The following is a 21,354-nucleotide window of genomic DNA, read 5'->3' as shown; positions in this document are numbered from 1 at the left end:
TTGCGCAGCTGGGCCTTGAGCATGGCGGCTTCGATCTTGGCTTTTTTCAGCGCCTCGTCCTGGTCGGCGGGGGCAGCGGCTGGCGGTGTGCTGGGCGTGCTGGCCTGAGCGGCCTGCAGGGCCTGTTCGGCGCTGGCCAGTTGCTGTTGCAGCTGGATGATTTCGGCCTGTTGCTCGCTGCTGGGGTTGTCGAGTTTTTCCAGCTTGCGCAGCTGGGCCTTGAGCATGGCGGCTTCGATCTTGGCTTTTTTCAGCGCCTCGTCCTGGCCGGCGGGAGCAGCGGCTGGCGGTGTGCTGGGCGCGCTGGTCTGGGCGGCTTGCAGGGCCTGTTCGGCCGCCTGGGCCGCAGCGCGTAGCTCGCTGACCTGGTTCTGCAACTCGGCTGTGTCGTGGATGGCCAGCTGTTTTTCCGCTTTTTTCAACGCCACCTGAGCCATGCTCGCAGCAATCTTCAGGCGCTTGAGTTGCTCATCGGCAGGTGTGGTCTCGGCTGCCGGGGCAGGGCTGGCGGCTTGGGCTGCCTTGGCCTTGGCTGCACGTTCTGCGCGTGCCTGGCGTTCGGCTTCCTTTTGCTCTTCGGCACGGCGCAGGCGTTCCTGACGCTGCTCAAAGCGCTGTTTGGAGTGTTCGGCCTTGAGTTGCTTTTGTTCCAGCTCGCGGATTTCCGCTTTGGCCGCGCGGTAGTACTGCACCAGCGGGATGCTCGAAGGGCAAACATAGGCACAGGCGCCACACTCGATGCAGTCGAACAGGTTGTGTGCCTTGAGCTGTTCATGCTGTTGGCCGAGGGCAAAGAAATGCAGTTGCTGCGGCAACAGGCTGGCCGGGCAGGCGTCGGCGCATTCGCCGCAACGAATACACGGCAATGCGGGCGGCGCTGGCGGCAGTTCCTCGCGGGTGACGGCTAGCAGGCAGTTGCTGGTTTTGATCAGCGGGACATCCAGAGAGGGCAGGCTAAAGCCCATCATCGGCCCGCCCATGATCAGGCGGTCGAGGCGCTGCTCTGCCAGACCGGCAAAGGCCAGCAGTTCGCCAACCGGGGTGCCGATCAGCGCCTGCACATTGCCCGGGCGCGCCAGCGCTTCGCCAGTGAGGGTGGTGACGCGCGAGATCAGCGGCTTGCCCAGTACCACGGCATCATGGATGGCAACACAGGTGCCGACGTTCTGGCAGAGCATGCCGATATCGGCAGGCAAGCCACCGGATGGCACTTCTTTGCCGGTGAGGATCTGGATCAGTTGTTTCTCGCCACCCGAGGGGTACTTGGTGGGGAAGACCTTGAGCGTGTAGCTGCGTTGCTGCAGGGCCTGACGCAGTGCGGCAATGGCTTCAGGTTTGTTGTCCTCGACACCAATCAGCACCTGGTTGGGCTGGATCAGTTGCACCAGGATGTCGATACCGGAGACCAGCTCGCTGGCGCGTTCGCGCATCAGTACATCGTCAGCGGTGATGTACGGCTCGCATTCGGTGCCGTTGATGATCAGCGTGTGGATCTTCTGCGAGGGGCGCGCGGTGAGCTTGGCCGCGCTGGGGAAGCCGGCGCCACCCAGGCCACTGATGCCGGCCTGGCGAATTTTCTCCAGCAGCTCGCTGGCCGAGAGGTGCCGGTAGTCGGCACAGGGTTCTAGCTCGCACCAGGTGTCCTGGCCGTCGGTATCGATGACGATGGCCGGCGCACTGAAGCCCGATACATGCGGGTAGGGCTGCTCGCCGATGAAGCTTACGGTGCCGGAGCTGGGAGCGTGTACGGCCGCGCTGATCAGGCCGTTGGCGGCGGCGATCAACTGGCCCTTGAGTACCTGTTCGCCAACCTGTACGCACGGCTCGGCGGGCGCACCAATATGCTGGGCGAGCGGCACAATCAGGCGGGCCGGCAGGGGCGCGGCGATGATCGGTGTGCGGTTGGACAGTGCCTTCTGTTCCGGCGGATGGATGCCGCCGGGAATATCCCAGATACGCAGTTCGGCATTCATGCAGCATGCTCCCGGTCGGTGGCGATCAGTTGGCCGGGAGCCAGTGGCAGGCTCCATTTCCAGCCTTGCAGCGACTGGCCAAGCGGGATCATATCGATGCAATCCACCGGGCAAGGCTCCACGCAGAGGTCGCAGCCGGTGCATTCACTGCTGATCACTGTGTGCATCTGTCGCGCGGCACCGACGATGGCATCTACCGGGCAGGCCTGGATGCACTTGGTGCAGCCGATGCACTCGGCCTCGCGAATGAAGGCCACCATGGGCGGTTTTTCACCTTCGGCAGCGTCCAGGGGCTCGGCTTCCACGTCGAGCAGGTCGGCCAGCGCCTGGATGGTCGCTTCGCCGCCGGGTGGGCATTTATTGATCTTGTCGCCGTTGGCGATGGCCTCGGCGTAGGGCTTGCAGCCAGGGTAGCCACATTGGCCGCACTGGGTTTGTGGTAGCAGGGCATTGATCTGCTCGGCGATGGGGTCGCCCTCTACCTTGAAACGTACCGCGGCGAAACCGAGGATGGCGCCGGCCAGCAGACACAGGACAAGCAGTGCAGCAACGGCAATCAGCACCAGGCTCATAGCTTGATCAACCCGGCAAAGCCCATGAAGGCCAGTGACATCAGGCCGGCGGTGATCATGCCGATGGAGGCGCCCTGGAAGGGCTTGGGCACATCGGCAATGGCGATACGCTCACGCAGTGCTGCGAACAGCACTAGCACCAGAGAGAAGCCCAGGCCGGCGGCAAAACCGTTGAGGCTGGCGCTGAGGAAGGTGTATTCGCTGCGGTTGGCATTAAGCAAGGCCACCCCCAGAACGATGCAGTTGGTGGTGATCAGCGGCAGGAAGATGCCCAGCACCCGATACAGCAACGGACTGGTCTTTTGCACCACCATCTCGGTGAACTGCACCACCACGGCAATGACCAGAATGAAACTCATGGTGCGCAGGTATTCCAGGTCCAGGGGCTTGAGCACATAGTGCTGCAGCAGATAGCTGCAGATGGCCGCCAGGGTCAGCACGAAGGTGGTGGCCAGCGACAAACCAAGCGCGGTCTCGATCTTCTTCGATACGCCCATGAACGGGCACAGGCCGAGGAACTGCACCAGTACGAAGTTGTTCACCAGAATGGCGCTCACCATGATCAGGGCGAGTTCGGTCATGCGCTGTGCCTCATGCAAAAGAGCATCGCAGATGGGCCTGGGGGAGAAAATTAGGCGGCTTATTATCTGGAGAAGCCGCCATGGGCTGCAAGCTGCAAGTGACTGCCCGCCCGTGGCATGGCATCGCTTGCGCCTGCTGCCCGCGGCGTAGCTATTTGACCCGCTGCCCCGGCTTGGCGCCGCTGTCCGGGCTGAGCAGGTAGATTTCGCTGCCGCCTGGGCCGGCGGCCAGGACCATACCTTCGCTGACGCCGAACTTCATCTTGCGCGGCGCGAGGTTGGCTACGTAGAGGGTCAGGCGGCCTTCCAGCTCGCTGGGGTTCGGGTAGGCGCTCTTGATGCCGCTGAACACGTTGCGCTTGGCGTCGCCGATATCCAGGGTCAGGCGCAGCAGTTTGTCGGCGCCTTCGACGAACTCGCATTTCTCGATCAGCGCGATGCGCAGGTCGACGGCGGCAAAGGCGTCGAAGTTGATCTCGGCGGCCAGCGGGTCCTTGCTCAGTTCGCCATTGCCGGCGGCGGCCGGTGCGGCGTTCTCGGCGGCGAGGTCTTCCTTGGAGGCTTCGATCATGGCGTCGATTTTTGCCGGCTCGATGCGGGTCAGCAGCGGGTTGAACGGATTCAGTTGGTGGTTGGCCAGCGGCGTGGCCAGATCGGCCCAGCTCAGTGGCGCTACATTGAGAAAGGCCTCGGCATCGGCAGCCAGCTTGGGCAGCACGGGTTTCAGCATGATCACCAGCTGGCGGAACAGGTTGACGCCCAGGGCGCAGATTTCCTGCACTTCGGCCTGCTTGCCTTCCACCTTGTTCAGCGACCATGGCGCCTTCTCGGCGATCCAGGCATTGGCGCGGTCGGCCAGAGCCATGATTTCACGCATGGCGCGGGCGAAGTCGCGGGCCTCGTAGGCGTCGGCAATGCTCGGCGCGGCGGCCTGGAAGGCGTCCCACAGTTCCGGCTCGGGATTGGCGCTGACCAGTACGCCGTTATTGCCCTTGTGGATAAAACCGGCGCAGCGGCTGGCGATGTTGACCACCTTGCCGACCAGGTCGGCATTGACCTTCTGCACGAAGTCTTCGAGGTTGAGGTCGAGGTCATCGACGCTGCGGCCCAGCTTGCTGGCGTAGTAGTAACGCAGGTATTCCGGGTTCAGGTGATCCAGGTAGGTGCGCGCCTTGATGAAGGTGCCGCGCGACTTGGACATCTTCTGGCCGTTGACGGTCAGGTAGCCATGCACGTTGACCGCCGTCGGCTTGCGGTAGCCGGCGCCTTCGAGCATGGCCGGCCAGAACAGGGCGTGGAAGTTGACGATGTCCTTGCCGATGAAGTGGTACAGCTCGGCGGTGGAGTCCGGGGCCCAGTAAGCGTCGAAATCCAGCTCCGGGCGCTTGGCGCAGAGGTTCTTGAAGCTGGCCATGTAGCCGACCGGGGCGTCCAGCCAGACGTAGAAGTACTTGCCCGGCTCATCGGGAATCTCGAAGCCGAAGTAGGGCGCGTCGCGGGAGATGTCCCACTCCTGCAGGCCACCATCCAGCCATTCGGCGATCTTGTTGGCCACGGCATCCTGCAGGGTGCCGCTGCGCGTCCAGCTTTTCAGCATGGCTTCGAAGTCGGGCAGCTTGAAGAAGAAGTGCTTGGATTCCTTGAGCACCGGCACGGCGCCGGAAATGGCTGAGCGTGGGTTCTTCAGGTCGGTCGGCGCGTAGGTGGCGCCACACTTCTCGCAGTTGTCGCCGTACTGGTCCTCGGCTGCGCACTTGGGGCAGGTGCCCTTGATGAAACGGTCGGCGAGGAACATGCCCTTCTCGGGGTCGAAATACTGGGTTACCGAACGGGTGGCGATGTGGCCCTTGTCGCGCAACGCCAGGTAGATGCCCGAGGCCAGCTCGCGGTTTTCTTCGGCGTGGGTCGAGTGGTAGTTGTCGAAGTCGACCAGGAAGTCGGCGAAGTCGGCGCTGTGCTCGGCCTGCACGTTGGCGATCAGCTGTTCCGGGGTAATCCCTTCCTTCTCGGCGCGCAGCATGATCGCCGAACCGTGGGCGTCGTCGGCGCAGACGTAGGTGCACTGGTTGCCGCGCAGTTTCTGGAAACGCACCCACATGTCGGTCTGGATGTACTCGAGCATGTGGCCCAGGTGAATGGAGCCATTGGCGTAGGGCAGGGCGCTGGTAACGAGAATCTTGCGGGCTTCGGACATGGTGAGCGGGCCATCGGGTGTTACAAAGGAAGTCGGGCACTATAAAGCAGCCGCCAGTTGCAAGCCACCCGCCGTGCGCTCGCTGTGGCGCGCGCTACTGGTATGATGCCCACCTGTTTTGCTCAGTCTTTTGGAGTTGCCCCATGAGCGCCGTTACCCGCCAAGCGGTCGAAGCCTGCCTGCGTCAGTTCACCGATCCTCATCTCAATCAGGACCCCGTCTCTGCCGGCTGTCTGCGTGAGGTCGATATCCAGGGCGAACGGCTGAACGTGCGCCTGGAACTTGGCTATGCCGCCGGGTTATTCAAAAGCGGCTGGGCGCAAATGTTGCAAATGGCCCTGGAGAATCTGCCGGGAGTGAGTGCGGCGCAGGTGCAGGTCGATGTGCAGATTGCTGCGCATGCTGGAGCAGGCCAGGTGCCGGCACTGGCTGGAGTGAAAAATATCATCGCAGTGGCTTCGGGCAAGGGCGGGGTGGGCAAGTCCACCACGGCAGCCAACCTGGCGCTGGCCCTGGCGCGTGAAGGGGCGCGGGTAGGTATGCTCGATGCGGACATCTATGGCCCCAGCCAGGGCTTGATGTTCGGCATTGCTGAGGGTACTCGCCCGCAGGTGCGTGAGCAGAAGTACTTCGTGCCCTTGCAGGCGCATGGCGTTCAGGTGATGTCCATGGCCTTTCTGGCGGATGACAACACGCCGATGGTCTGGCGTGGGCCGATGGTGTCCGGGGCGCTGATTCAATTGATTACCCAGACAGCCTGGGACGAGCTGGACTACCTGGTCGTCGATATGCCGCCGGGTACCGGCGATATTCAGCTGACCCTGGCGCAGAAAGTGCCGGTTAGCGGTAGCGTGATTGTTACCACGCCCCAGGACATAGCCCTTCTGGATGCCCGCAAAGGCATCGAGATGTTCCGCAAGGTACATATTCCGGTATTGGGTGTTGTGGAAAACATGGCGGTGCATATCTGCAGTAACTGCGGGCATGCCGAGCATCTGTTCGGTGAAGGCGGCGGCGAGAAACTGGCCGCGCAGTATGCTGTCGACCTGCTGGCGTCACTGCCTTTGTCGATGGCCATTCGTATGCAATGCGATGGCGGCCGACCGACCACCATCGCCGATCCGGAAAGCCAGATCGCCATGCTCTACCAGCAGATGGCGCGTACCGTCGGTGCCCGCCTGAGCCAGTTGAGTCAGGCGGGGGTGCCGAGCATCAGTGTCAGTGATGACTGATGGGCATGGGCGGCCTGTGCCGCCTGCTTAGCCGAAGAACTTGCCGAGCATGCGTGAGACAAAGCCCTGGTCCAGGCTTTTTTTCACGCACGGCACATAGTGCTGGTCTTCGCGCTTGATGTGATTGATCAGCCATAGACCGATGTCTACGCGTAGCTCGCGTGCCACGCGCATCGGATCCGCGCCCTGATCAAGCCGCACTGCATAGTTGTTGGCGCGTTCACGGAAGGCCTCATGCACTTGCCGGTGAGCTGCCAGCATGGCGTAGCCGGCCTTTTCCATCAGTGACTCTTCGAAGGTGTTGTGGGAAATCGCGTAGTCGATCAGCCCGCGTACGATCAGGCTGACCTGTTCACTGGCTTCGGCGGCAATGGCCGCTTCGATCTCGGCAAAGTAGTCGAACAGGCGTCTGTGTTGCTGGTCGATGATATCGATGCCTGTCTCGAACTCGCTGGACCAACTGATTTCAAAACCCATAGTGCGTGCTTCCATGTCATTTATTGTTGTTGTTGCCGGCTAAAAACCATGCAAAAAGTATGGTGTTTATTTTCTGGCGCTAGCCCTTTGACATGGATCAAGCTCTGGCGCTTTTGCGGGAAGGCTTTTCGGCGCGCATAAAAAAACCCGCCGAAGCGGGTTTTTTTCAGTGCGGAGGGGTTCAGATAACCTGAACTTCCTCGGCCTGCATGCCTTTCTGGCCGCGAGTAGCGACGAAAGACACGTTCTGACCTTCTTTCAGGCTCTTGAAGCCGTCGCCTTGAATGGCTTTGAAGTGCACGAACAGGTCGTCACCGGATTGCGGGGTGATGAAGCCGAAGCCTTTCTCATCGTTGAACCACTTGACTACGCCAGTTTGACGATTGGACATGATGTATCTCCTTGAGACGATGGGTATTCCATCTCCGGAACGGCCCGGACATGGACTGAGTGCAGCGAGCAAAAGGAGTCGTCGGATCCAGCGATCAGGTAGCGATTCACGGTGACACAATGCAAACAGACCGCCACAGTAGCCCCTTTGCGGGCATTAAGCCAGGGAAACTTCGCTTTATTTGCAGAGGCTGCTGGCGCTGGCGGATTGACCGGTGGCGCCAGCCCGTTAAGATGCGCGCTGTTTTCTCTTTTTATCCAGCTTCTCAGGACGCCCGCCATGAGCATCAAATCGGACAAGTGGATTCGCCGCATGGCGCAGGAACACGGCATGATCGAACCCTTCGTCGAGCGCCAGGTACGCACCGAAGGCAGTGAGCGCCTGATCTCCTATGGCGTGTCCAGCTACGGCTACGATGTGCGCTGCGCCGACGAGTTCAAGGTGTTCACCAATATCCACTCGGCCACCGTGGACCCGAAGAACTTCGATGAGAAGAGCTTTGTCGATGTCAAAGGTCCGGTGTGCATCATTCCGCCGAACTCCTTCGCCTTGGCGCGCACCGTCGAGTATTTCCGTATTCCACGCGATGTGCTGACCATCTGCCTGGGCAAGAGCACCTATGCACGCTGCGGCATCATCGTCAATGTGACGCCGCTGGAGCCGGAGTGGGAGGGGCATGTGACCCTGGAGTTTTCCAATACCACGACCCTGCCGGCGAAGATCTATGCCAACGAGGGCGTGGCGCAGATGCTCTTCCTGCAGTCGGACGAGCCCTGCGAAGTGTCCTACAAGGATCGCGGCGGCAAGTACCAGGGACAGACTGGCGTTACCCTGCCGCGTACCTGATGTGACAAGCCAACAAAAAGCCCCGCCCGGTGTGTGTCGTGCGGGGCTTTTTATTGGCTGTTACAGGCGTTTGGCGCTGATGATCAGTACCGGTTTTTGCGGTACGTTCTGGTGCATGCCATACATGCCGGTGGGCACCTTGGCGATGGCGTCGACTACCTCCATGCCCTTGACCACCTTGCCGAACACCGCGTAGCCAAAGTCGCGTGCGCCATTGTCGAGGAAGGCGTTGTCGGCGTGGTTGATGAAGAACTGGCTGGTGGCCGAGTCGACAGCCTGGGTGCGGGCCATGGCGATGCTGCCGCGCAGGTTCTTCAGGCCATTGTTGGCTTCGTTGCGGATCGGCGCGCGGGTGCGCTTTTGCTGCATGTCCTTGTCAAAACCACCCCCCTGAATCATGAAGTCGGGAATTACGCGATGGAATTGTGTGCCGTCGTAGTGGCCGTCTTCGACATAGGCCAGGAAGTTTTCCACGCTGATCGGTGCCTTGCCGGCATCCAGTTCCAGTTCGATCTCGCCCATGCTGGTGGTAAGCAGCACGCGCGGATTGTCGGCAGCCAGCATTTGAGCGCTGAAAACCAGGGCGCAGGTGGCGAGCAACAGACGTTTGAGCATGATCAGTCCTTCTTGGTGGTGGGGGAATCGAGTTCATGGAGAAAGGCCAGCAGGCACTGGTTGAAGGCCTCGGGTTGATCCATGGGCGTGGCGTGGCGTGAGTCTTCGATGACCACCAGCCGGCCATGGGGTAACTCTTGCACATAAGCCTGTTTGCTCGCCACTGACGTGTAGTCGCGGTCGGCACTGACCACCAGGCACGGGCAGCTGATGCGCCCCAGGTGTTCACGCACACTCCAGCCGATGATCGCATCGAGGGCACTCAGGTAAGCGCGCTTGTCATTTTCCGGCCAGCGTTGCTGGATTTTCTCGCGCAGAGCCTGTTGTTCGGCCTTGGGGAACAGCAGGCGGCCCAGCCCGTTGGCGATTTGTTCCATGCTCAGCAGGCGCGACAGGCTCCAGCGTTTGGCGATTTCCAACCAGTCACGCAGGCTGTGCGCCTTGACCTCCGGGCCGCTGTTGACCACGGTGAGGCTGCGTAGCAGCTGCGGTTGGTCGACGGCCAACTGGAAGCCGACCATGCCGCCCATGCTGATGCCCACCAGGTGTACCGGCGGAAGCTCTAGGTGGCGGATCAGCGCGCCGACGTCTTCGGCAAAGCCGGCAATGCTGTAACGCTCGCGGGGCTTGTCGGAGCGGCCATGGCCGCGCAGGTCGAGACTGATGACCTGGAAGTGTTGCTTGAGTACCGGTAGCTGGTATTCCCAGTCGCGTGTGCTGGAGCCCAGGCCGTGTACCAGTAGCACGGGCTGGCCGCGGCCATGGATTTCGTAGTGCAGGCGGCAGTCGCCCTGTTTGAACTCAGACATCGGCAGGTTCCTTTGCGGTGAGGGCCGCGGGCGCGGCAAATGCGGCATCCAGCGGCAGGGCATCGAAGGTCTTGATCAGCTCGACCAGAATCTGGCTGGCCGGGCCCAATGGCTTGTCCTTGTGGCAGTACAGGTTGAAACGTGGACGCTTGCGCATACCGCTGGCCAGCGGAAGCGGCTTGAGTCGCCCTTCCTCCAGCTCACGCTGCATCAGGTGCCGGGGCAGCCAGGCAAAGCCCAGGCCATTGGCGACGAAGGTTACCGCCGTACTCAGGCTGCTGACCGTCCAGCGTTGCTCGGCACCCAGCCAGCCGACATCGCGCGGGCGTTGCTGGCCGGAGTCGCGAATCACCACCTGCAGCTGGCTCTGCAGGTCTTCCAGGGTGAGTTGCCTCTGCATCTGGTGCAGGGCATGGGCGGGGTGAGCCACGGCGATGAACTCCACTTCGCCCAGTTCATGGCCCAGGTAGCCGACGATGCTCAGGCTGCTGATCGCCAGGTCGGCAGTGCCGTCGAGCAGGACTTCCTCGACGCCGGAGAGTACTTCTTCGCGCAGGCGTACCCGGCAGCCGCGGCTTTGCGGCATGAAGGCTGCCAGGGCACGCAGTAGGCGTTCGGTGGGGTAGGCGGCATCGACCACCAGGCGTACTTCAGCCTCCCAGCCCTGTTCCATGTTGCTGGCCAGGTCTTCCAGTTGTTTGGCCTGCAGGAGCAGCTGGCGCGAGCGGCGCAGCAGTACCTCGCCGGCTTCGGTGAGCACCGCCTTGCGCCCCTCGATGCGCAGCAGCGGGACGCCCAGTTGCTCCTGCATGCGCGCCACGGTGTAGCTGACCGAGGACTGCGAGCGGTGGATGGCTTCAGCGGCCTGGGCAAAGCCGCCATGATCGACCACGGCTTGCAAGGTGCGCCATTGTTCCAGGGTCACGCGCGGCGCTTTCATCATTGCCCCCTTGTGGCCTAAGCTGGGCGCCCCCGATGCTGGAGGCCCTCCATGAAACGAATCATCTGTTGTGCGCTGCTGCTCATGCCCTTGCTGGCGCAAGCCTTTCCCAAAGAGATCGAGAAGCAGCTCAACGGTAGCGAAATTTCGGCCAGCGTGATTGCCATCGATCACAACCTGGCGGGTTTGCAGCTCTATAACTATGGCGGCCAGGCCGCGCAGTGCGAGGCGCGCTTTCGCAGCGGTCCGGAAGCGCCCAAGGTGCGGCGCGCCGAGTTGGCGCCGGGGGCCAGTGCCAACTTCAGCGTGCGCTTTACGCGCAGTGTGCTGCGTTTGCGTGTGCAGTTGACCTGTAAGCCGTTAGCTCAAGATTAAATCGATTTTATCGATCTTTAAAAGCGATTAATTGCGCTATTTAATCGTTTTTTTGCGGGATAACCTGTTCTCCATCGCATCCCCACCGCTGGAGAAAAGCCCATGTCCCGTATGCTCGTCATTGAAAGCAGTGCCCGCCAGGAAGGTTCGGTATCCCGTCAGTTGACCCGTCGCCTGGTCGATGCCTGGCAGGCCCGGCATGCCGCTGACACGGTGGTCTGGCGAGATCTGGCTGCGCAACCTGTGCCGCATCTCGATGCCGATCTGTTGCAGGCCTGGATGCAGCCGGCAGACCAGCTCAGCACTCCGCAGCAACAGGCGCTGCAGCGCTCCGACAGGCTGATTGAGGAGTTGCTGGCGGCTGATGTGCTGGTTATTGCCGCGCCCATGTACAACTTCATGATTCCCAGCACCCTCAAGGCCTGGTTCGACCACGTGCTGCGTGCCGGGGTGACCTTCCGTTACGGCGCCAATGGCCCGGAAGGCTTGCTGCGCGGCAAGCGGGCCGTGGTGCTGACTGCGCGCGGGGGTATCTATGCCGGTGGCCCGCAGGATCTGCAGGAGCCTTATCTGCGCCAGTTGCTGGCCTTTATCGGTATCCATCAGGTTGATTTCGTACATGCCGAAGGGCAGAGCCTGGGCCAGCCGTTGCAGCAGGAGGGGCTGGACAAGGCGCTAGACCAGTTGGCCGCGCTGCGCTGATTGACTGCTTGCCGTTTGCTCCTTTGCGGCATAGCCGCCGTGTTGCCTGACTGTCGCAATCAGCGGCGAAGATGGCGGACATGGCGGCTTTTTTTGTGCCGCCAGTCGGCTATTTTCACGGTAAGACCATGGTCGAATGGCCCGCACCGAGGCTGCCGACTACAACTGTAGACATACAAAAACAACAACGTCTCGAGGTTCCGTGTCATGAGCGCCACCCTGTATCCGGTTCGCCCGGAAGTCGCCGCCAATACCTTTACCGATGAAGCCACCTACAAGGCCATGTACCAGCAGTCGGTGATCAATCCCGATGGTTTCTGGCGCGAGCAGGCCAAGCGGCTCGATTGGATCAAGCCGTTCAGCAAGGTCAAGCAGACCACCTTCGATGACCATCATGTGGACATCAAGTGGTTCGCCGATGGCACCCTGAACGTGTCGGCTAACTGTCTGGATCGTCATCTGGAAACTCGCGGTGACCAGTTGGCGATCATCTGGGAGGGCGATGATCCAGCCGAGCACCGGCATATCACCTATCGCGAGCTGCACGAGGAAGTCTGCAAGCTGGCCAACGCCTTGCGTGGCCAGGACATCCATCGCGGTGACGTGGTGACCATCTACATGCCGATGATTCCGCAGGCCGTCGTCGCCATGCTGGCCTGCGCGCGTATCGGCGCGATCCACTCGGTGGTGTTTGGTGGTTTCTCGCCGGAAGCCCTGGCCGGACGCATCATCGACTGCAAGTCCAAAGTGGTGATTACCGCCGACGAAGGCTTGCGTGCCGGCAAGAAGATTCCCCTGAAGGAAAACGTCGACGAGGCGCTGACCAACCCGGAAACCGCCAGCGTGCAAAAGATCATCGTGGTCAAGCGCACGGGCGGCAACATCAAGTGGCACCAGCACCGTGACATCTGGTACGACGACCTGTTGAAGGTGGCGGGTAGCGTCTGCGCCCCCAAGGAAATGGGCGCGGAAGAAGCGCTGTTCATCCTTTACACCTCCGGCAGCACGGGCAAGCCCAAGGGTGTGCTGCACACCACCGGTGGTTATCTGCTGTATGCCGCACTGACTCATGAGCGAGTGTTCGACTATCGCCCTGGCGAGGTCTACTGGTGTACCGCCGATATTGGTTGGGTGACCGGGCATAGTTACCTGGTCTATGGTCCGCTGGCCAACGGCGCGACCACCCTGATGTTCGAGGGTGTGCCCAACTACCCGGATGTGACCCGGGTGGCGAAAATCATCGACAAGCACAAGGTCAACATCCTCTACACGGCGCCTACCGCCATCCGCGCCATGATGGCCGAGGGCAAGGCGGCGGTGGAAGGGGCGGATGGCTCCAGTCTGCGTCTGCTGGGTTCGGTGGGTGAGCCGATCAACCCGGAGGCCTGGCAGTGGTACTACGAGACAGTGGGGCGCTCGCGCTGCCCGATCGTCGATACCTGGTGGCAGACCGAAACCGGTGCCTGCCTGATGAGCCCCTTGCCGGGAGCACATGCTCTCAAGCCAGGCTCCGCAGCACGGCCGTTCTTTGGTGTGCAGCCTGCGCTGGTGGATAACCTGGGCAACATCCTGGACGGTGCTACCGAGGGTAATCTGGTGATCACCGATTCCTGGCCTGGGCAGGCGCGGACGCTGTTCGGCGATCATGATCGTTTCGTTGATACCTACTTCAAGACCTTCAAGGGCATGTACTTCACCGGCGATGGCGCGCGTCGCGATGAGGACGGCTACTACTGGATCACCGGGCGGGTGGATGACGTGCTCAACGTCTCCGGGCACCGCATGGGCACTGCCGAGGTGGAGAGCGCCATGGTTGCGCATCCCAAGGTGGCCGAGGCAGCGGTGGTGGGCGTGCCGCATGACATCAAGGGGCAGGGCATTTATGTGTATGTGACGCTGACGTCGGGCGAGGAGCCTTCCGAACAGCTACGTCAGGAACTGAAGAATTGGGTGCGCAAGGAAATCGGCCCCATCGCCACGCCGGATGTCATCCAGTGGGCGCCAGGGCTGCCTAAGACCCGCTCGGGCAAGATCATGCGCCGTATTCTGCGCAAGATCGCCGTCGCCGAATACGATGCCCTCGGCGACATCTCCACGCTGGCCGATCCCGGCGTGGTGCAGCAACTCGTCGAAACGCATCGTCAGATGCAAGCCGCCTGATCCGTGTGGCGGGCTGCCCAGGTGGCCCGCCGCGAAGCGATCCGGCACATTCCGGTCACAAGCCGGGATGCCCAGCGCCCTGCGCGACTCAGTCGCGTGGGGCGTTGTCTTTATGGCTGCCGTTGTAGAGCGGGCCGCCCTGTTGCCGATAGCTGTGCAGCAACTGGCGGGCCTGCTGGGCCGCCAGCCCGCCACGCACCTGTATGCCGCGCTCGCGCAGCTGATTTGCCCAGTGGGCGGGTTTGTCGCCTTCGTCAAAGCCGATGGCGCGTACGTCAGCATCGCTGGCGGCATACAACAGGCTGCTGATTCCCGCCCAATGCAGGGCGCCCAGGCACATGCTGCAGGGTTCGGCACTGCTGACCAGTTGCGCGCCAACCCTGGTCAGCTGGTAGTCCCCCAGGTGCTGCTCAGCCATGGCCAGGGCCAGGACTTCGGCGTGCGCCAGCGATTGTTGCTGGCGCGTGACCTGGTTGACGCCAGCACCCAGCAGGCGTCCTTGCGCGTCGAACACGGCGGCGGCGAAAGGACCGTCACCGGCCTCGATGTTGCGCCGCGTCAGTTCCAGCACCAGTTGCATGCGTTGTTCGTCACTTGGCCAGTGGCTGGGCTGGCTGGCCAGGTAGTCGCGTAGCCAATGCGGTAGTGTCAGGTGCAGCAGGCTGGGCAGGGGCATGAGCAGGCTCCCGGATAAGGCTTGGGCGTAATGCTCCGCCGGATAGGCGTGTGAGGGCAAGAGGCGCCCTGAATGGGGGCATGTCTGGGAGGTGTTGGTTTTTTTGGTGCTTTTATCGATTTAAATCGGTTGTTCGGGCGGTTGGCTCATGAGGTGTTACCGAGCGTAGCCGGGCCGCTACCGGCTGTCACACCAGGCTTTGGCAGTGGTTTTGGAAGATTATGGAAAGCCTTGGATAGGCTGGTAATGGCCAGTGTGGCTCGGTTCTTGAAAGGATTTACAGATTTTTATTCCTGTCTTGTTGGTCATTTTTTTGCTGCGCTGTCAGGGCGCTGTTCTGCTGGCGCAGGTTGTTCTGTAATTAGTTGTCGCATTCAGGAAATATCGGACTGCGACCTGTCGCTAGAATGCCGGCCTACTGGCGGGTCGTCGCCGGCGCCGTGTTCCCCGCGCCGACAGCCCGTCTCCGCTCATTTTTGCAGGGTGCAGGCCTGGCCTGGCGCTGCCACTGTTTCGCAGGAGTTGCCACGATGAATAAGCTCGCTGTGCTGGGCGCCGTTGCCCTGTCGCTGTTTGCCGGCCTGGCCCAGGCGGAGAAACCGCTGCGTATTGGTATCGAGGCGGCTTTCCCGCCCTTTGCCTTCAAGACCCCGCAAGGGCAGATCAGTGGTTTCGACTATGACATCGGCAATGCGCTGTGTGCGCAAATGCAGGCCAAGTGCCAGTGGATCGAGCAGGAATTCGACGGGCTGATTCCGGCGCTCAAGGTGCGCAAGTTCGACGCCGTGTTGTCCTCCCTGTCGATCACCGAGGATCGCCTGAAGTCGGTGGACTTTACCGACAAGTACTACCACACCCCGGCCAAGCTGGTGATGAAAGAGGGCAGCGCGCTGGGCGAGTTGCCGCAAGCGCTCAATGGCAAGAAGATCGGTGTGCAGCGTGCCTCGGTGTACGACCGCTTCGCCACCGAGCGCTTTGCTCCGGCTGGCGCGCAGATTGTTCGCTACAGCTCGCAGAACGAAGTATTCCTCGACCTGGCTGCCGGCCGTTTGGATGCCAGCCTGGCTGACGTGGTCAATATCGACGAAGGCTTCCTGGCCACTGACGCCGGCAAGGGCTTTGCTCTGGTGGGGCCTGACTTCACCGATCATGATTATTTCGGTCTGGGCATCGGCATTGCCGTGCGCAAGGGCGACCGGGCGCTGGCTGAGCGTTTCAACAAGGCGATCGCCGAGATTCGTGCCAATGGCACTTATCAGCAGGTTCAGGACAAGTACTTCAAGTACGATATCTACGGCCAGTGATCACCCGCCTACGGGCGCGCGCCGGAGCCTCTGGGAGCCGGTGCGCGCCCGTGGCGTTTGAGGAACGCAACTTATGCTTCACGGTTATGCGCCCACCATTCTTGAAGGTGCCTGGCTGACCTTGCAACTGGCCTTGCTGTCTATGCTGGTGGCCATTGCCCTTGGCCTGCTCGGTGCTGCGCTGCGTCTCTCGCCGCTGCGCTGGCTTGCCCTGCTGGGTGAGGTGTATGCCACGGTAATTCGTGGTATCCCCGACCTGGTGCTGATCCTGTTGATCTTTTTTGGTGGGCAGCAGCTGGTCAACCAACTGGCGCCACTGGTTGGCTACGAGGACTACATCGATATCGACCCGTTCTGGTCTGGCGTGCTGACCCTGGGGTTCATCTTTGGTGCCTACCTGTCTGAGACCTTTCGTGGCGCCTTTCTCGGTATTGCCGCCGGGCAGGGCGAGGCCGGATTGGCCTACGGCATGAGCCGCCTGCAGGTGTTCTTGCGCATTCTGGTGCCGCAGATGGTGCGCCTGGCGATCCCCGGCTTTACCAATAACTGGCTGGTGCTGACCAAGGCGACCGCGCTGGTGTCGGTGGTTGGTCTGCAGGACATGATGTTTCGTGCCAAGAATGCGGCTGACGCGACGCGCGAGCCTTTTACCTTCTTTCTGGCCGTGGCTGCGCTCTACCTGCTGCTGACCAGCGTGTCGCTGCTTGTACTGCGTTTCGTCGAGAAGCGCTACAGCGCCGGCGTCAAGCTGGCCGAACTGTGAGGGCGCCGCGATGAGTTTCGATATCGCCCTGGTCTGGGCCAACCTGCCGATGTATGGCCAGGGCATTCTGGTGACCCTCAAGCTGTTGCTGATTGCCCTGGCAGTTGGCTTGTTGCTGGCCGTGCCGTTGGCGCTGATGCGTGTATCGCGGCGGCCCTGGGTGAATTTCCCGGCCTGGCTGTATACCTATGTGATTCGTGGCACACCGATGCTGGTACAGCTGTTCCTGGTCTACTACGGCCTGGCGCAGTTCCACAGCGTGCGTGAGAGCTGGCTGTGGCCCTGGTTATCGGATGCCACCTTCTGCGCCTGTCTGGCCTTTGCCATCAATACCAGTGCCTACACCGCGGAGATCCTTGCCGGTAGCCTGAAAAGCACCGCGCATGGCGAAATCGAAGCGGCGCGGGCCATGGGCATGTCGCCCGGCCTGCTATATCGGCGCATCCTGTTGCCTTCGGCCCTGCGCCGTGCGCTGCCGCAGTACAGCAATGAGGTGATCATGATGCTGCATACCACCAGTTTGGCTTCGATCGTGACGCTGATGGATATCACCGGTGCGGCGCGAACCTTCAATGCGCAGTACTACCTGCCGTTCGAGGCTTTCATCACCGCCGGGCTCTGCTATCTGCTGCTGACTTTCGTGTTGGTACGCCTGTTCAAGCTCGCCGAGCGGCGCTGGCTGGCCTACCTGGCACCGCGCCGGCACTGATCTGACCTTTGTTTTGTGCCCGCCGCTTGCCGCGAGCGGGTTGGGAGACTGGCATGTACAAGCTAGAAGTCGACGATTTGCACAAGCGCTACGGCAGCAACGAAGTGCTCAAGGGCGTCTCGCTGGCGGCGCGTGCCGGTGATGTCATCAGCATCATCGGCTCCAGCGGCTCGGGCAAGAGTACCTTCCTGCGCTGTATCAACCTGCTCGAGCAGCCACATGCCGGACGTATCTTGCTCAATGGCGAGCAATTGCGCCTCAAGGCCGGCAAGGACGGTGCGTTGCATGCGGAGGATGCCCGCCAGTTGCAGCGCATGCGTTCGCGACTGGCCATGGTGTTCCAGCATTTCAATCTGTGGTCGCACATGAGTGCGCTGGATAACGTCATGGAAGCCCCGGTGCATGTGCTGGGCATGGCCAAGCGTGAGGCGCGCGAGAAAGCCGAGTACTACCTGGCCAAGGTGGGGGTTGCCCACCGCAAGGAGGCTTATCCGGCACACATGAGTGGCGGTGAGCAGCAGCGCGTGGCGATTGCCCGGGCGCTGGCCATGGAGCCGGAGGTGATGTTGTTTGACGAGCCCACCTCGGCACTCGACCCCGAGCTGGTAGGCGAAGTGCTCCGGGTGATGCAGGACCTGGCCCAGGAGGGCCGCACCATGGTGGTGGTAACCCACGAGATGGGCTTTGCCCGCGAAGTTTCGAACCAGTTGGTGTTCCTCCATAAGGGGCTGGTCGAGGAGCGTGGTTGCCCCAAGGAAGTGCTGGCTAATCCGCAGTCCGAGCGCTTGCGCCAGTTTTTGTCCGGCAGTCTCAAGTGAAGCGCGGCTACACTGTGCGTGTTGCCTTGTCTGTGCCCCTGCGGGCGCAGCTGGCGTCTGGCCTTTATCGTCGGTCGCTCAACGCGCCGGCCCGCCCTGGTCGATAACCCTGCTCATGACTCATAGCGCCCACCGCATTGCTTTTCTCTACTGGCCGGGTACCCGCCCGGTCACGCTGGCCTTGGCCGAAGAGGCCTTGCAGACGGCGCGTCGCGTACAGCCGCAGCTCAGTTATGAAGTGCTGTTCATGCAGGCCGAACCCTGTGCCGAGGGTGCCTGGGGATTGCCCGGGCAGTTGTGGGATGAGCGTCTGGAGAGTTGTGGGCGCGTCATCCTGCTGGCTGATGAGCCGCCCGCCGGTGTCTCGCCAGCACTTGCCCAATGTTTGCGTCAGCAGGTGCGGGCTGGCGTGCTGCTCGGGGCGTTCTCGGCCGGGGTCTATGCACTGGCCCAGTTGGGGCTGCTGGATGGTTACCGTTGTGCCGTGCATTGGCGCTGGCAGGATGATTTTGCCGAGCGTTTCCCCAAGGTCATTGCCACCAGCCACCTGTTCGATTGGGATCGTGACCGTTTCACGGCCTGCGGCGGCCTGGCAGTGCTGGACCTGTTGCTGGCCATGCTGGCGCGCGACCAGGGTGCCGAGCTGGCGGGTGCGGTCAGCGAGGAGCTGGTGGTCGAACGTATTCGCGAAGGGGGGGAACGCCAGCGCATTCCGCTGCAGAACCGGCTGGGTTCGAGCCATCCCAAGCTGACCCAGGCCGTGCTGTTGATGGAGGCGAATATCGAGGAGCCGTTGACCACCGACGAGATCGCCCAGCATGTCTGCGTATCGCGTCGTCAGCTGGAGCGTATCTTCAAGCAATACCTCAATCGTGTGCCCAGTCAGTATTACCTTGAGCTGCGCCTGAACAAGGCACGCCAGCTGCTCATGCAGACCAGCAAGTCGATCATTCAGATCGGCCTGTCCTGCGGCTTTTCCTCTGGGCCGCATTTCTCCAGTGCCTACCGTAATTTCTTTGGTGCTACGCCGCGCGAGGACCGCAACCAGCGTCGTGGTGCCAGCCAGGCCGAGGCTGCGGGCAGCGAACGCGGCTGATCCGTGCCGGCAAACGCTGCGCGCCAGGCGGCACAGGGTTTACACTGCGCCTTTGCATAGCTTTCTGTCGCATCCGTGCAAGCTGGCAAAAAAGCCGGTTTGCCGCTGTAACAAGTTGTCGCTTGGCGGCAATGCCCCGGCTCATGCAGTCCCTACAATCCTTTCATCGCTAGCCCTAACCGGCAGGAGAATCCTTGATGTCCGCTGAGCATGTGTCCGTAGCCCGCGCTGATTTCGACCAGTACCTGGTGCCCAACTACGCCCCGGCCGCTTTCGTGCCGGTGCGCGGCCAGGGGTCTCGCGTGTGGGACCAGAGTGGACGCGAGCTGATCGACTTTGCCGGCGGTATCGCCGTCAACGTGCTTGGGCATTGCCACCCGGCGCTGGTGGCGGCGCTGACCGAGCAGGCCCAACAGCTCTGGCATATTTCCAACGTGTTCACCAACGAGCCGACCCTGCGCCTGGCCCGCAAGCTGGTCGAAGCGACCTTTGCCGAGCGGGTGTTTTTTTGCAACAGCGGTGCCGAGGCCAATGAGGCCGCCTTCAAGCTGGCGCGGCGTGTAGCCCATGACCGCTACGGTGAGGACAAGTACGAGATCATTGCGGCATTCAACAGTTTCCACGGACGTACCCTGTTTACCGTCAACGTCGGCGGGCAGCCCAAGTATTCGGATGGCTTCGGGCCGAAGATCAGCGGCATCACCCATGTGCCTTACAACGACCTCGAGGCACTCAAGGCGGCTATTTCCGAGAAGACCTGCGCTGTGGTACTGGAGCCTATCCAGGGCGAGGGCGGTGTGCTGCCGGCCGAACGGGCCTACCTGGAGGGCGCGCGCGCACTGTGCGATCAGCACAATGCGCTACTGGTCTTCGATGAAGTGCAAAGCGGTATGGGACGCAGTGGCGAGTTGTTTGCCTACATGCACTACGGTGTGACCCCGGACATTCTGTCCAGTGCCAAAAGCCTGGGTGGTGGTTTTCCGATCGCCGCCATGCTGACCACCAGCGAGCTGGCCAAGCACCTGGCCGTTGGTACCCATGGCACTACCTACGGGGGCAACCCGCTGGCCTGTGCGGTCGGCGAAGCGGTGATCGATATCGTCAATACGCCGCAGGTGCTGGACGGCGTCAAGGCGCGCAGCGAGCAGTTCCGCGAGCGTCTGCAGGCCATGGGGCAGCGCCATGGCCTGTTCGAAGAGGTGCGCGGCCTCGGGCTGTTGCTTGGTGCAGTGCTCAATCCGGCCTGGCAGGGTAAAGCCAAGCAGGTTCTCGATGCCGCCGTGGCAGAAGGGCTGCTGGTGTTGCAGGCTAGCCCGGACGTGGTGCGCTTTGCGCCCAGCCTGGTGATCGAGCAGGCCGATATCGATGAAGGCCTGGCCCGTTTCGAGCGTGCCCTGGCGCGCCTTAGCCAGGCTTGATCCTGGCGCCCGCTGTTTTCAAGGAGTTTGCCGATGCTCGTCCTGCGTCCTGCTCAACTGGCCGACCTGGCCGATGTCCGTCGCCTGGCGGCGGACAGCCCGGTGGGGGTGACCTCGCTGCCGGATGACGACGAGCGCCTGCGCGAGAAGATCGTGGCCTCGGAGGCGTCGTTTGCCGCCGAGGTCAGTTTCAATGGCGAGGAAAGTTATTTCTTCGTGCTTGAAGATACCGAGCAGGGCCGCCTGGTCGGCTGCTCGGCGATCGTCGCCTCGGCCGGCTATTCCGAACCGTTCTACAGTTTTCGTAATGAAACCTTTGTGCATGCCTCGCGCTCGCTGGGCATTCACAACAAGATCCATGCCCTGTCGCTGTGTCATGACCTGACCGGCAACAGCCTGCTGACCAGCTTCTACATTGAGGCAGCACTGGTGCAAAGCGCCTATGCCGAGCTGGTTTCGCGTGGTCGTCTGATGTTCGTGGCCAGTCACCCGGAACGCTTTGCCGATGCGCTGGTGGTGGAGATCGTTGGCTACAGCGACGAGCACGGCGACTCGCCGTTCTGGGATGCGGTGGGGCGCAACTTCTTCGATATGAACTACACCGAGGCCGAGCGCTTGTGTGGCCTGAAGAGTCGCACCTTTCTGGCCGAGCTGATGCCGCACTATCCGATCTATGTGCCGCTGCTGCCGGATGCCGCCCAGG

At 61.9% G+C, this 21,354-nt stretch carries 22 protein-coding genes; 12 read left to right on the top strand and 10 right to left on the bottom strand.

The window, feature by feature from the left end; translation table 11 throughout:
• From rsxC to metG, 4 genes are all read right to left on the bottom strand, one after another.
• Positions 1-1,973 (bottom strand): electron transport complex subunit RsxC (gene rsxC, locus CW360_RS04315; protein WP_245874664.1); only part of this gene is annotated, 1,973 nt, incomplete at its 3' end.
• Positions 1,970-2,545 carry an electron transport complex subunit RsxB gene (rsxB, locus tag CW360_RS04310; protein WP_093987175.1) on the bottom strand — a complete coding sequence of 192 codons (576 nt, stop codon included), beginning with the start codon at positions 2,543-2,545 and terminating at the stop codon, positions 1,970-1,972. The genes rsxB and rsxC, both read right to left, overlap by 4 nt.
• Complete coding sequence (gene rsxA, locus CW360_RS04305; RefSeq protein WP_093987176.1) at positions 2,542-3,126, bottom strand: electron transport complex subunit RsxA; 585 nt, start codon at positions 3,124-3,126, stop codon at positions 2,542-2,544. The genes rsxB and rsxA overlap by 4 nt, the downstream gene beginning before the upstream one ends.
• 151 nt (positions 3,127-3,277) lie before the next feature.
• Entirely contained in the window at positions 3,278-5,320 is a 2,043-nt protein-coding gene (gene metG, locus CW360_RS04300; protein WP_101192858.1) for a methionine--tRNA ligase, read from the bottom strand.
• Positions 5,321-5,463: 143 nt separating this feature from the next.
• On the opposite strand from metG, the gene apbC reads away from it, so the two are divergent.
• Positions 5,464-6,552, top strand: a complete 1,089-nt coding sequence (gene apbC / locus CW360_RS04295; protein ID WP_101192857.1) for an iron-sulfur cluster carrier protein ApbC — start codon at positions 5,464-5,466, stop codon at positions 6,550-6,552.
• Positions 6,553-6,579: 27 nt separating this feature from the next.
• Here the strand turns inward: apbC and CW360_RS04290 are convergent, their stop codons facing one another.
• Both CW360_RS04290 and CW360_RS04285 read right to left on the bottom strand, forming a co-directional pair.
• Positions 6,580-7,029, bottom strand: coding sequence for a bacteriohemerythrin (locus CW360_RS04290; protein WP_093987179.1), 450 nt, complete (start codon positions 7,027-7,029; stop codon positions 6,580-6,582).
• 181 nt (positions 7,030-7,210) lie between these two features.
• Positions 7,211-7,420 (bottom strand): cold-shock protein, encoded by a 210-nt coding sequence (locus tag CW360_RS04285; RefSeq protein ID WP_093987180.1) that lies wholly within the window; start codon positions 7,418-7,420, stop codon positions 7,211-7,213.
• Positions 7,421-7,699: 279 nt separating this feature from the next.
• Here CW360_RS04285 and dcd point away from each other — a divergent pair, with 279 nt between their 5' ends.
• On the top strand, positions 7,700-8,266 hold the full coding sequence (gene dcd, locus CW360_RS04280) for a dCTP deaminase (RefSeq protein ID WP_093987181.1): 567 nt from the start codon (positions 7,700-7,702) through the stop codon (positions 8,264-8,266).
• Between the two features lie 60 nt (positions 8,267-8,326).
• Here dcd and CW360_RS04275 read toward each other — a convergent pair whose 3' ends face one another.
• Genes CW360_RS04275 through CW360_RS04265 form a run of 3 tightly spaced genes read right to left on the bottom strand, consistent with a single transcriptional unit; the run spans position 8,327 to position 10,630 of the window.
• Positions 8,327-8,881 (bottom strand): peptidylprolyl isomerase, encoded by a 555-nt coding sequence (locus CW360_RS04275; protein ID WP_101192856.1) that lies wholly within the window; start codon positions 8,879-8,881, stop codon positions 8,327-8,329.
• A 2-nt stretch (positions 8,882-8,883) separates the two neighbouring features.
• Complete coding sequence (locus CW360_RS04270; protein WP_101192855.1) at positions 8,884-9,690, bottom strand: alpha/beta fold hydrolase; 807 nt, start codon at positions 9,688-9,690, stop codon at positions 8,884-8,886.
• Complete coding sequence (locus CW360_RS04265; RefSeq protein ID WP_093987239.1) at positions 9,683-10,630, bottom strand: LysR family transcriptional regulator; 948 nt, start codon at positions 10,628-10,630, stop codon at positions 9,683-9,685. The genes CW360_RS04270 and CW360_RS04265 overlap by 8 nt, the downstream gene beginning before the upstream one ends.
• Positions 10,631-10,681: 51 nt before the next feature.
• Between CW360_RS04265 and CW360_RS04260 the strand changes: the two genes are divergently transcribed.
• From CW360_RS04260 to acs, 3 genes are all read left to right on the top strand, one after another.
• The gene (locus tag CW360_RS04260; RefSeq protein WP_093987184.1) at positions 10,682-11,005 is read left to right on the top strand and encodes a 3-phosphoglycerate kinase; all 324 of its coding nucleotides are present in this window, start codon (positions 10,682-10,684) and stop codon (positions 11,003-11,005) included.
• Between the two features lie 102 nt (positions 11,006-11,107).
• On the top strand, positions 11,108-11,707 hold the full coding sequence (locus CW360_RS04255) for an FMN-dependent NADH-azoreductase (RefSeq protein ID WP_101192854.1): 600 nt from the start codon (positions 11,108-11,110) through the stop codon (positions 11,705-11,707).
• Between the two features lie 207 nt (positions 11,708-11,914).
• The gene (gene acs, locus CW360_RS04250; RefSeq protein ID WP_093987186.1) at positions 11,915-13,867 is read left to right on the top strand and encodes an acetate--CoA ligase; all 1,953 of its coding nucleotides are present in this window, start codon (positions 11,915-11,917) and stop codon (positions 13,865-13,867) included.
• Between the two features lie 88 nt (positions 13,868-13,955).
• On the opposite strand, the gene CW360_RS04245 is transcribed toward acs, so the two are convergent.
• Positions 13,956-14,543 carry a nucleoside deaminase gene (locus CW360_RS04245; protein WP_101192853.1) on the bottom strand — a complete coding sequence of 196 codons (588 nt, stop codon included), beginning with the start codon at positions 14,541-14,543 and terminating at the stop codon, positions 13,956-13,958.
• Positions 14,544-15,073: 530 nt separating this feature from the next.
• Between CW360_RS04245 and CW360_RS04240 the strand changes: the two genes are divergently transcribed.
• The 7 genes from CW360_RS04240 to CW360_RS17025 all read left to right on the top strand — a co-directional run.
• Positions 15,074-15,847, top strand: coding sequence for an ABC transporter substrate-binding protein (locus CW360_RS04240; protein ID WP_093987188.1), 774 nt, complete (start codon positions 15,074-15,076; stop codon positions 15,845-15,847).
• A 73-nt stretch (positions 15,848-15,920) separates the two neighbouring features.
• Positions 15,921-16,610, top strand: a complete 690-nt coding sequence (locus tag CW360_RS04235; protein ID WP_101192852.1) for an ABC transporter permease — start codon at positions 15,921-15,923, stop codon at positions 16,608-16,610.
• Positions 16,611-16,620: 10 nt separating this feature from the next.
• Entirely contained in the window at positions 16,621-17,319 is a 699-nt protein-coding gene (locus CW360_RS04230; RefSeq protein ID WP_093987190.1) for an ABC transporter permease, read from the top strand.
• 53 nt (positions 17,320-17,372) lie between these two features.
• Positions 17,373-18,137: an ABC transporter ATP-binding protein gene (locus tag CW360_RS04225; protein ID WP_101192851.1), complete on the top strand. Its 765-nt coding sequence runs from the start codon at positions 17,373-17,375 to the stop codon at positions 18,135-18,137.
• Positions 18,138-18,252: 115 nt separating this feature from the next.
• Positions 18,253-19,233 (top strand): GlxA family transcriptional regulator, encoded by a 981-nt coding sequence (locus CW360_RS04220; protein WP_093987192.1) that lies wholly within the window; start codon positions 18,253-18,255, stop codon positions 19,231-19,233.
• Between the two features lie 197 nt (positions 19,234-19,430).
• Positions 19,431-20,651: an aspartate aminotransferase family protein gene (locus CW360_RS04215; RefSeq protein WP_093987193.1), complete on the top strand. Its 1,221-nt coding sequence runs from the start codon at positions 19,431-19,433 to the stop codon at positions 20,649-20,651.
• A 33-nt stretch (positions 20,652-20,684) separates the two neighbouring features.
• A partial coding sequence (locus CW360_RS17025; protein WP_245874663.1) for an arginine N-succinyltransferase occupies positions 20,685-21,354 on the top strand: 670 nt, incomplete at its 3' end.

Origin of the sequence: Pseudomonas fluvialis (assembly GCF_002835605.1) — a bacterium.
GTDB classification, from domain to species: domain Bacteria; phylum Pseudomonadota; class Gammaproteobacteria; order Pseudomonadales; family Pseudomonadaceae; genus Aquipseudomonas; species Aquipseudomonas fluvialis.
Note: the sequence above shows the minus strand (reverse complement) of the source record. Positions and strands in the feature narration are given on the sequence as shown.

Excerpts from the sequence above, each read along its gene's own strand:
- dcd (WP_093987181.1), top strand. The coding sequence starts at position 7,700 with ATGAGCATCAAATCGGACAAGTGGATTCGCCGCATGGCGCAGGAACAC.
- CW360_RS04220 (WP_093987192.1), top strand. The coding sequence starts at position 18,253 with ATGACTCATAGCGCCCACCGCATTGCTTTTCTCTACTGGCCGGGTACC.
- CW360_RS04240 (WP_093987188.1), top strand. The coding sequence starts at position 15,074 with ATGAATAAGCTCGCTGTGCTGGGCGCCGTTGCCCTGTCGCTGTTTGCC.
- CW360_RS04265 (WP_093987239.1), bottom strand. The coding sequence starts at position 10,630 with ATGAAAGCGCCGCGCGTGACCCTGGAACAATGGCGCACCTTGCAAGCC.
- CW360_RS04275 (WP_101192856.1), bottom strand. The coding sequence starts at position 8,881 with ATGCTCAAACGTCTGTTGCTCGCCACCTGCGCCCTGGTTTTCAGCGCT.
- CW360_RS04245 (WP_101192853.1), bottom strand. The coding sequence starts at position 14,543 with ATGCCCCTGCCCAGCCTGCTGCACCTGACACTACCGCATTGGCTACGC.
- CW360_RS04260 (WP_093987184.1), top strand. The coding sequence starts at position 10,682 with ATGAAACGAATCATCTGTTGTGCGCTGCTGCTCATGCCCTTGCTGGCG.
- CW360_RS04215 (WP_093987193.1), top strand. The coding sequence starts at position 19,431 with ATGTCCGCTGAGCATGTGTCCGTAGCCCGCGCTGATTTCGACCAGTAC.
- apbC (WP_101192857.1), top strand. The coding sequence starts at position 5,464 with ATGAGCGCCGTTACCCGCCAAGCGGTCGAAGCCTGCCTGCGTCAGTTC.
- CW360_RS04230 (WP_093987190.1), top strand. The coding sequence starts at position 16,621 with ATGAGTTTCGATATCGCCCTGGTCTGGGCCAACCTGCCGATGTATGGC.
- acs (WP_093987186.1), top strand. The coding sequence starts at position 11,915 with ATGAGCGCCACCCTGTATCCGGTTCGCCCGGAAGTCGCCGCCAATACC.
- CW360_RS04285 (WP_093987180.1), bottom strand. The coding sequence starts at position 7,420 with ATGTCCAATCGTCAAACTGGCGTAGTCAAGTGGTTCAACGATGAGAAA.
- rsxA (WP_093987176.1), bottom strand. The coding sequence starts at position 3,126 with ATGACCGAACTCGCCCTGATCATGGTGAGCGCCATTCTGGTGAACAAC.
- CW360_RS04270 (WP_101192855.1), bottom strand. The coding sequence starts at position 9,690 with ATGTCTGAGTTCAAACAGGGCGACTGCCGCCTGCACTACGAAATCCAT.
- CW360_RS04235 (WP_101192852.1), top strand. The coding sequence starts at position 15,921 with ATGCTTCACGGTTATGCGCCCACCATTCTTGAAGGTGCCTGGCTGACC.
- CW360_RS04225 (WP_101192851.1), top strand. The coding sequence starts at position 17,373 with ATGTACAAGCTAGAAGTCGACGATTTGCACAAGCGCTACGGCAGCAAC.
- rsxB (WP_093987175.1), bottom strand. The coding sequence starts at position 2,545 with ATGAGCCTGGTGCTGATTGCCGTTGCTGCACTGCTTGTCCTGTGTCTG.
- CW360_RS04255 (WP_101192854.1), top strand. The coding sequence starts at position 11,108 with ATGTCCCGTATGCTCGTCATTGAAAGCAGTGCCCGCCAGGAAGGTTCG.
- CW360_RS04290 (WP_093987179.1), bottom strand. The coding sequence starts at position 7,029 with ATGGGTTTTGAAATCAGTTGGTCCAGCGAGTTCGAGACAGGCATCGAT.
- metG (WP_101192858.1), bottom strand. The coding sequence starts at position 5,320 with ATGTCCGAAGCCCGCAAGATTCTCGTTACCAGCGCCCTGCCCTACGCC.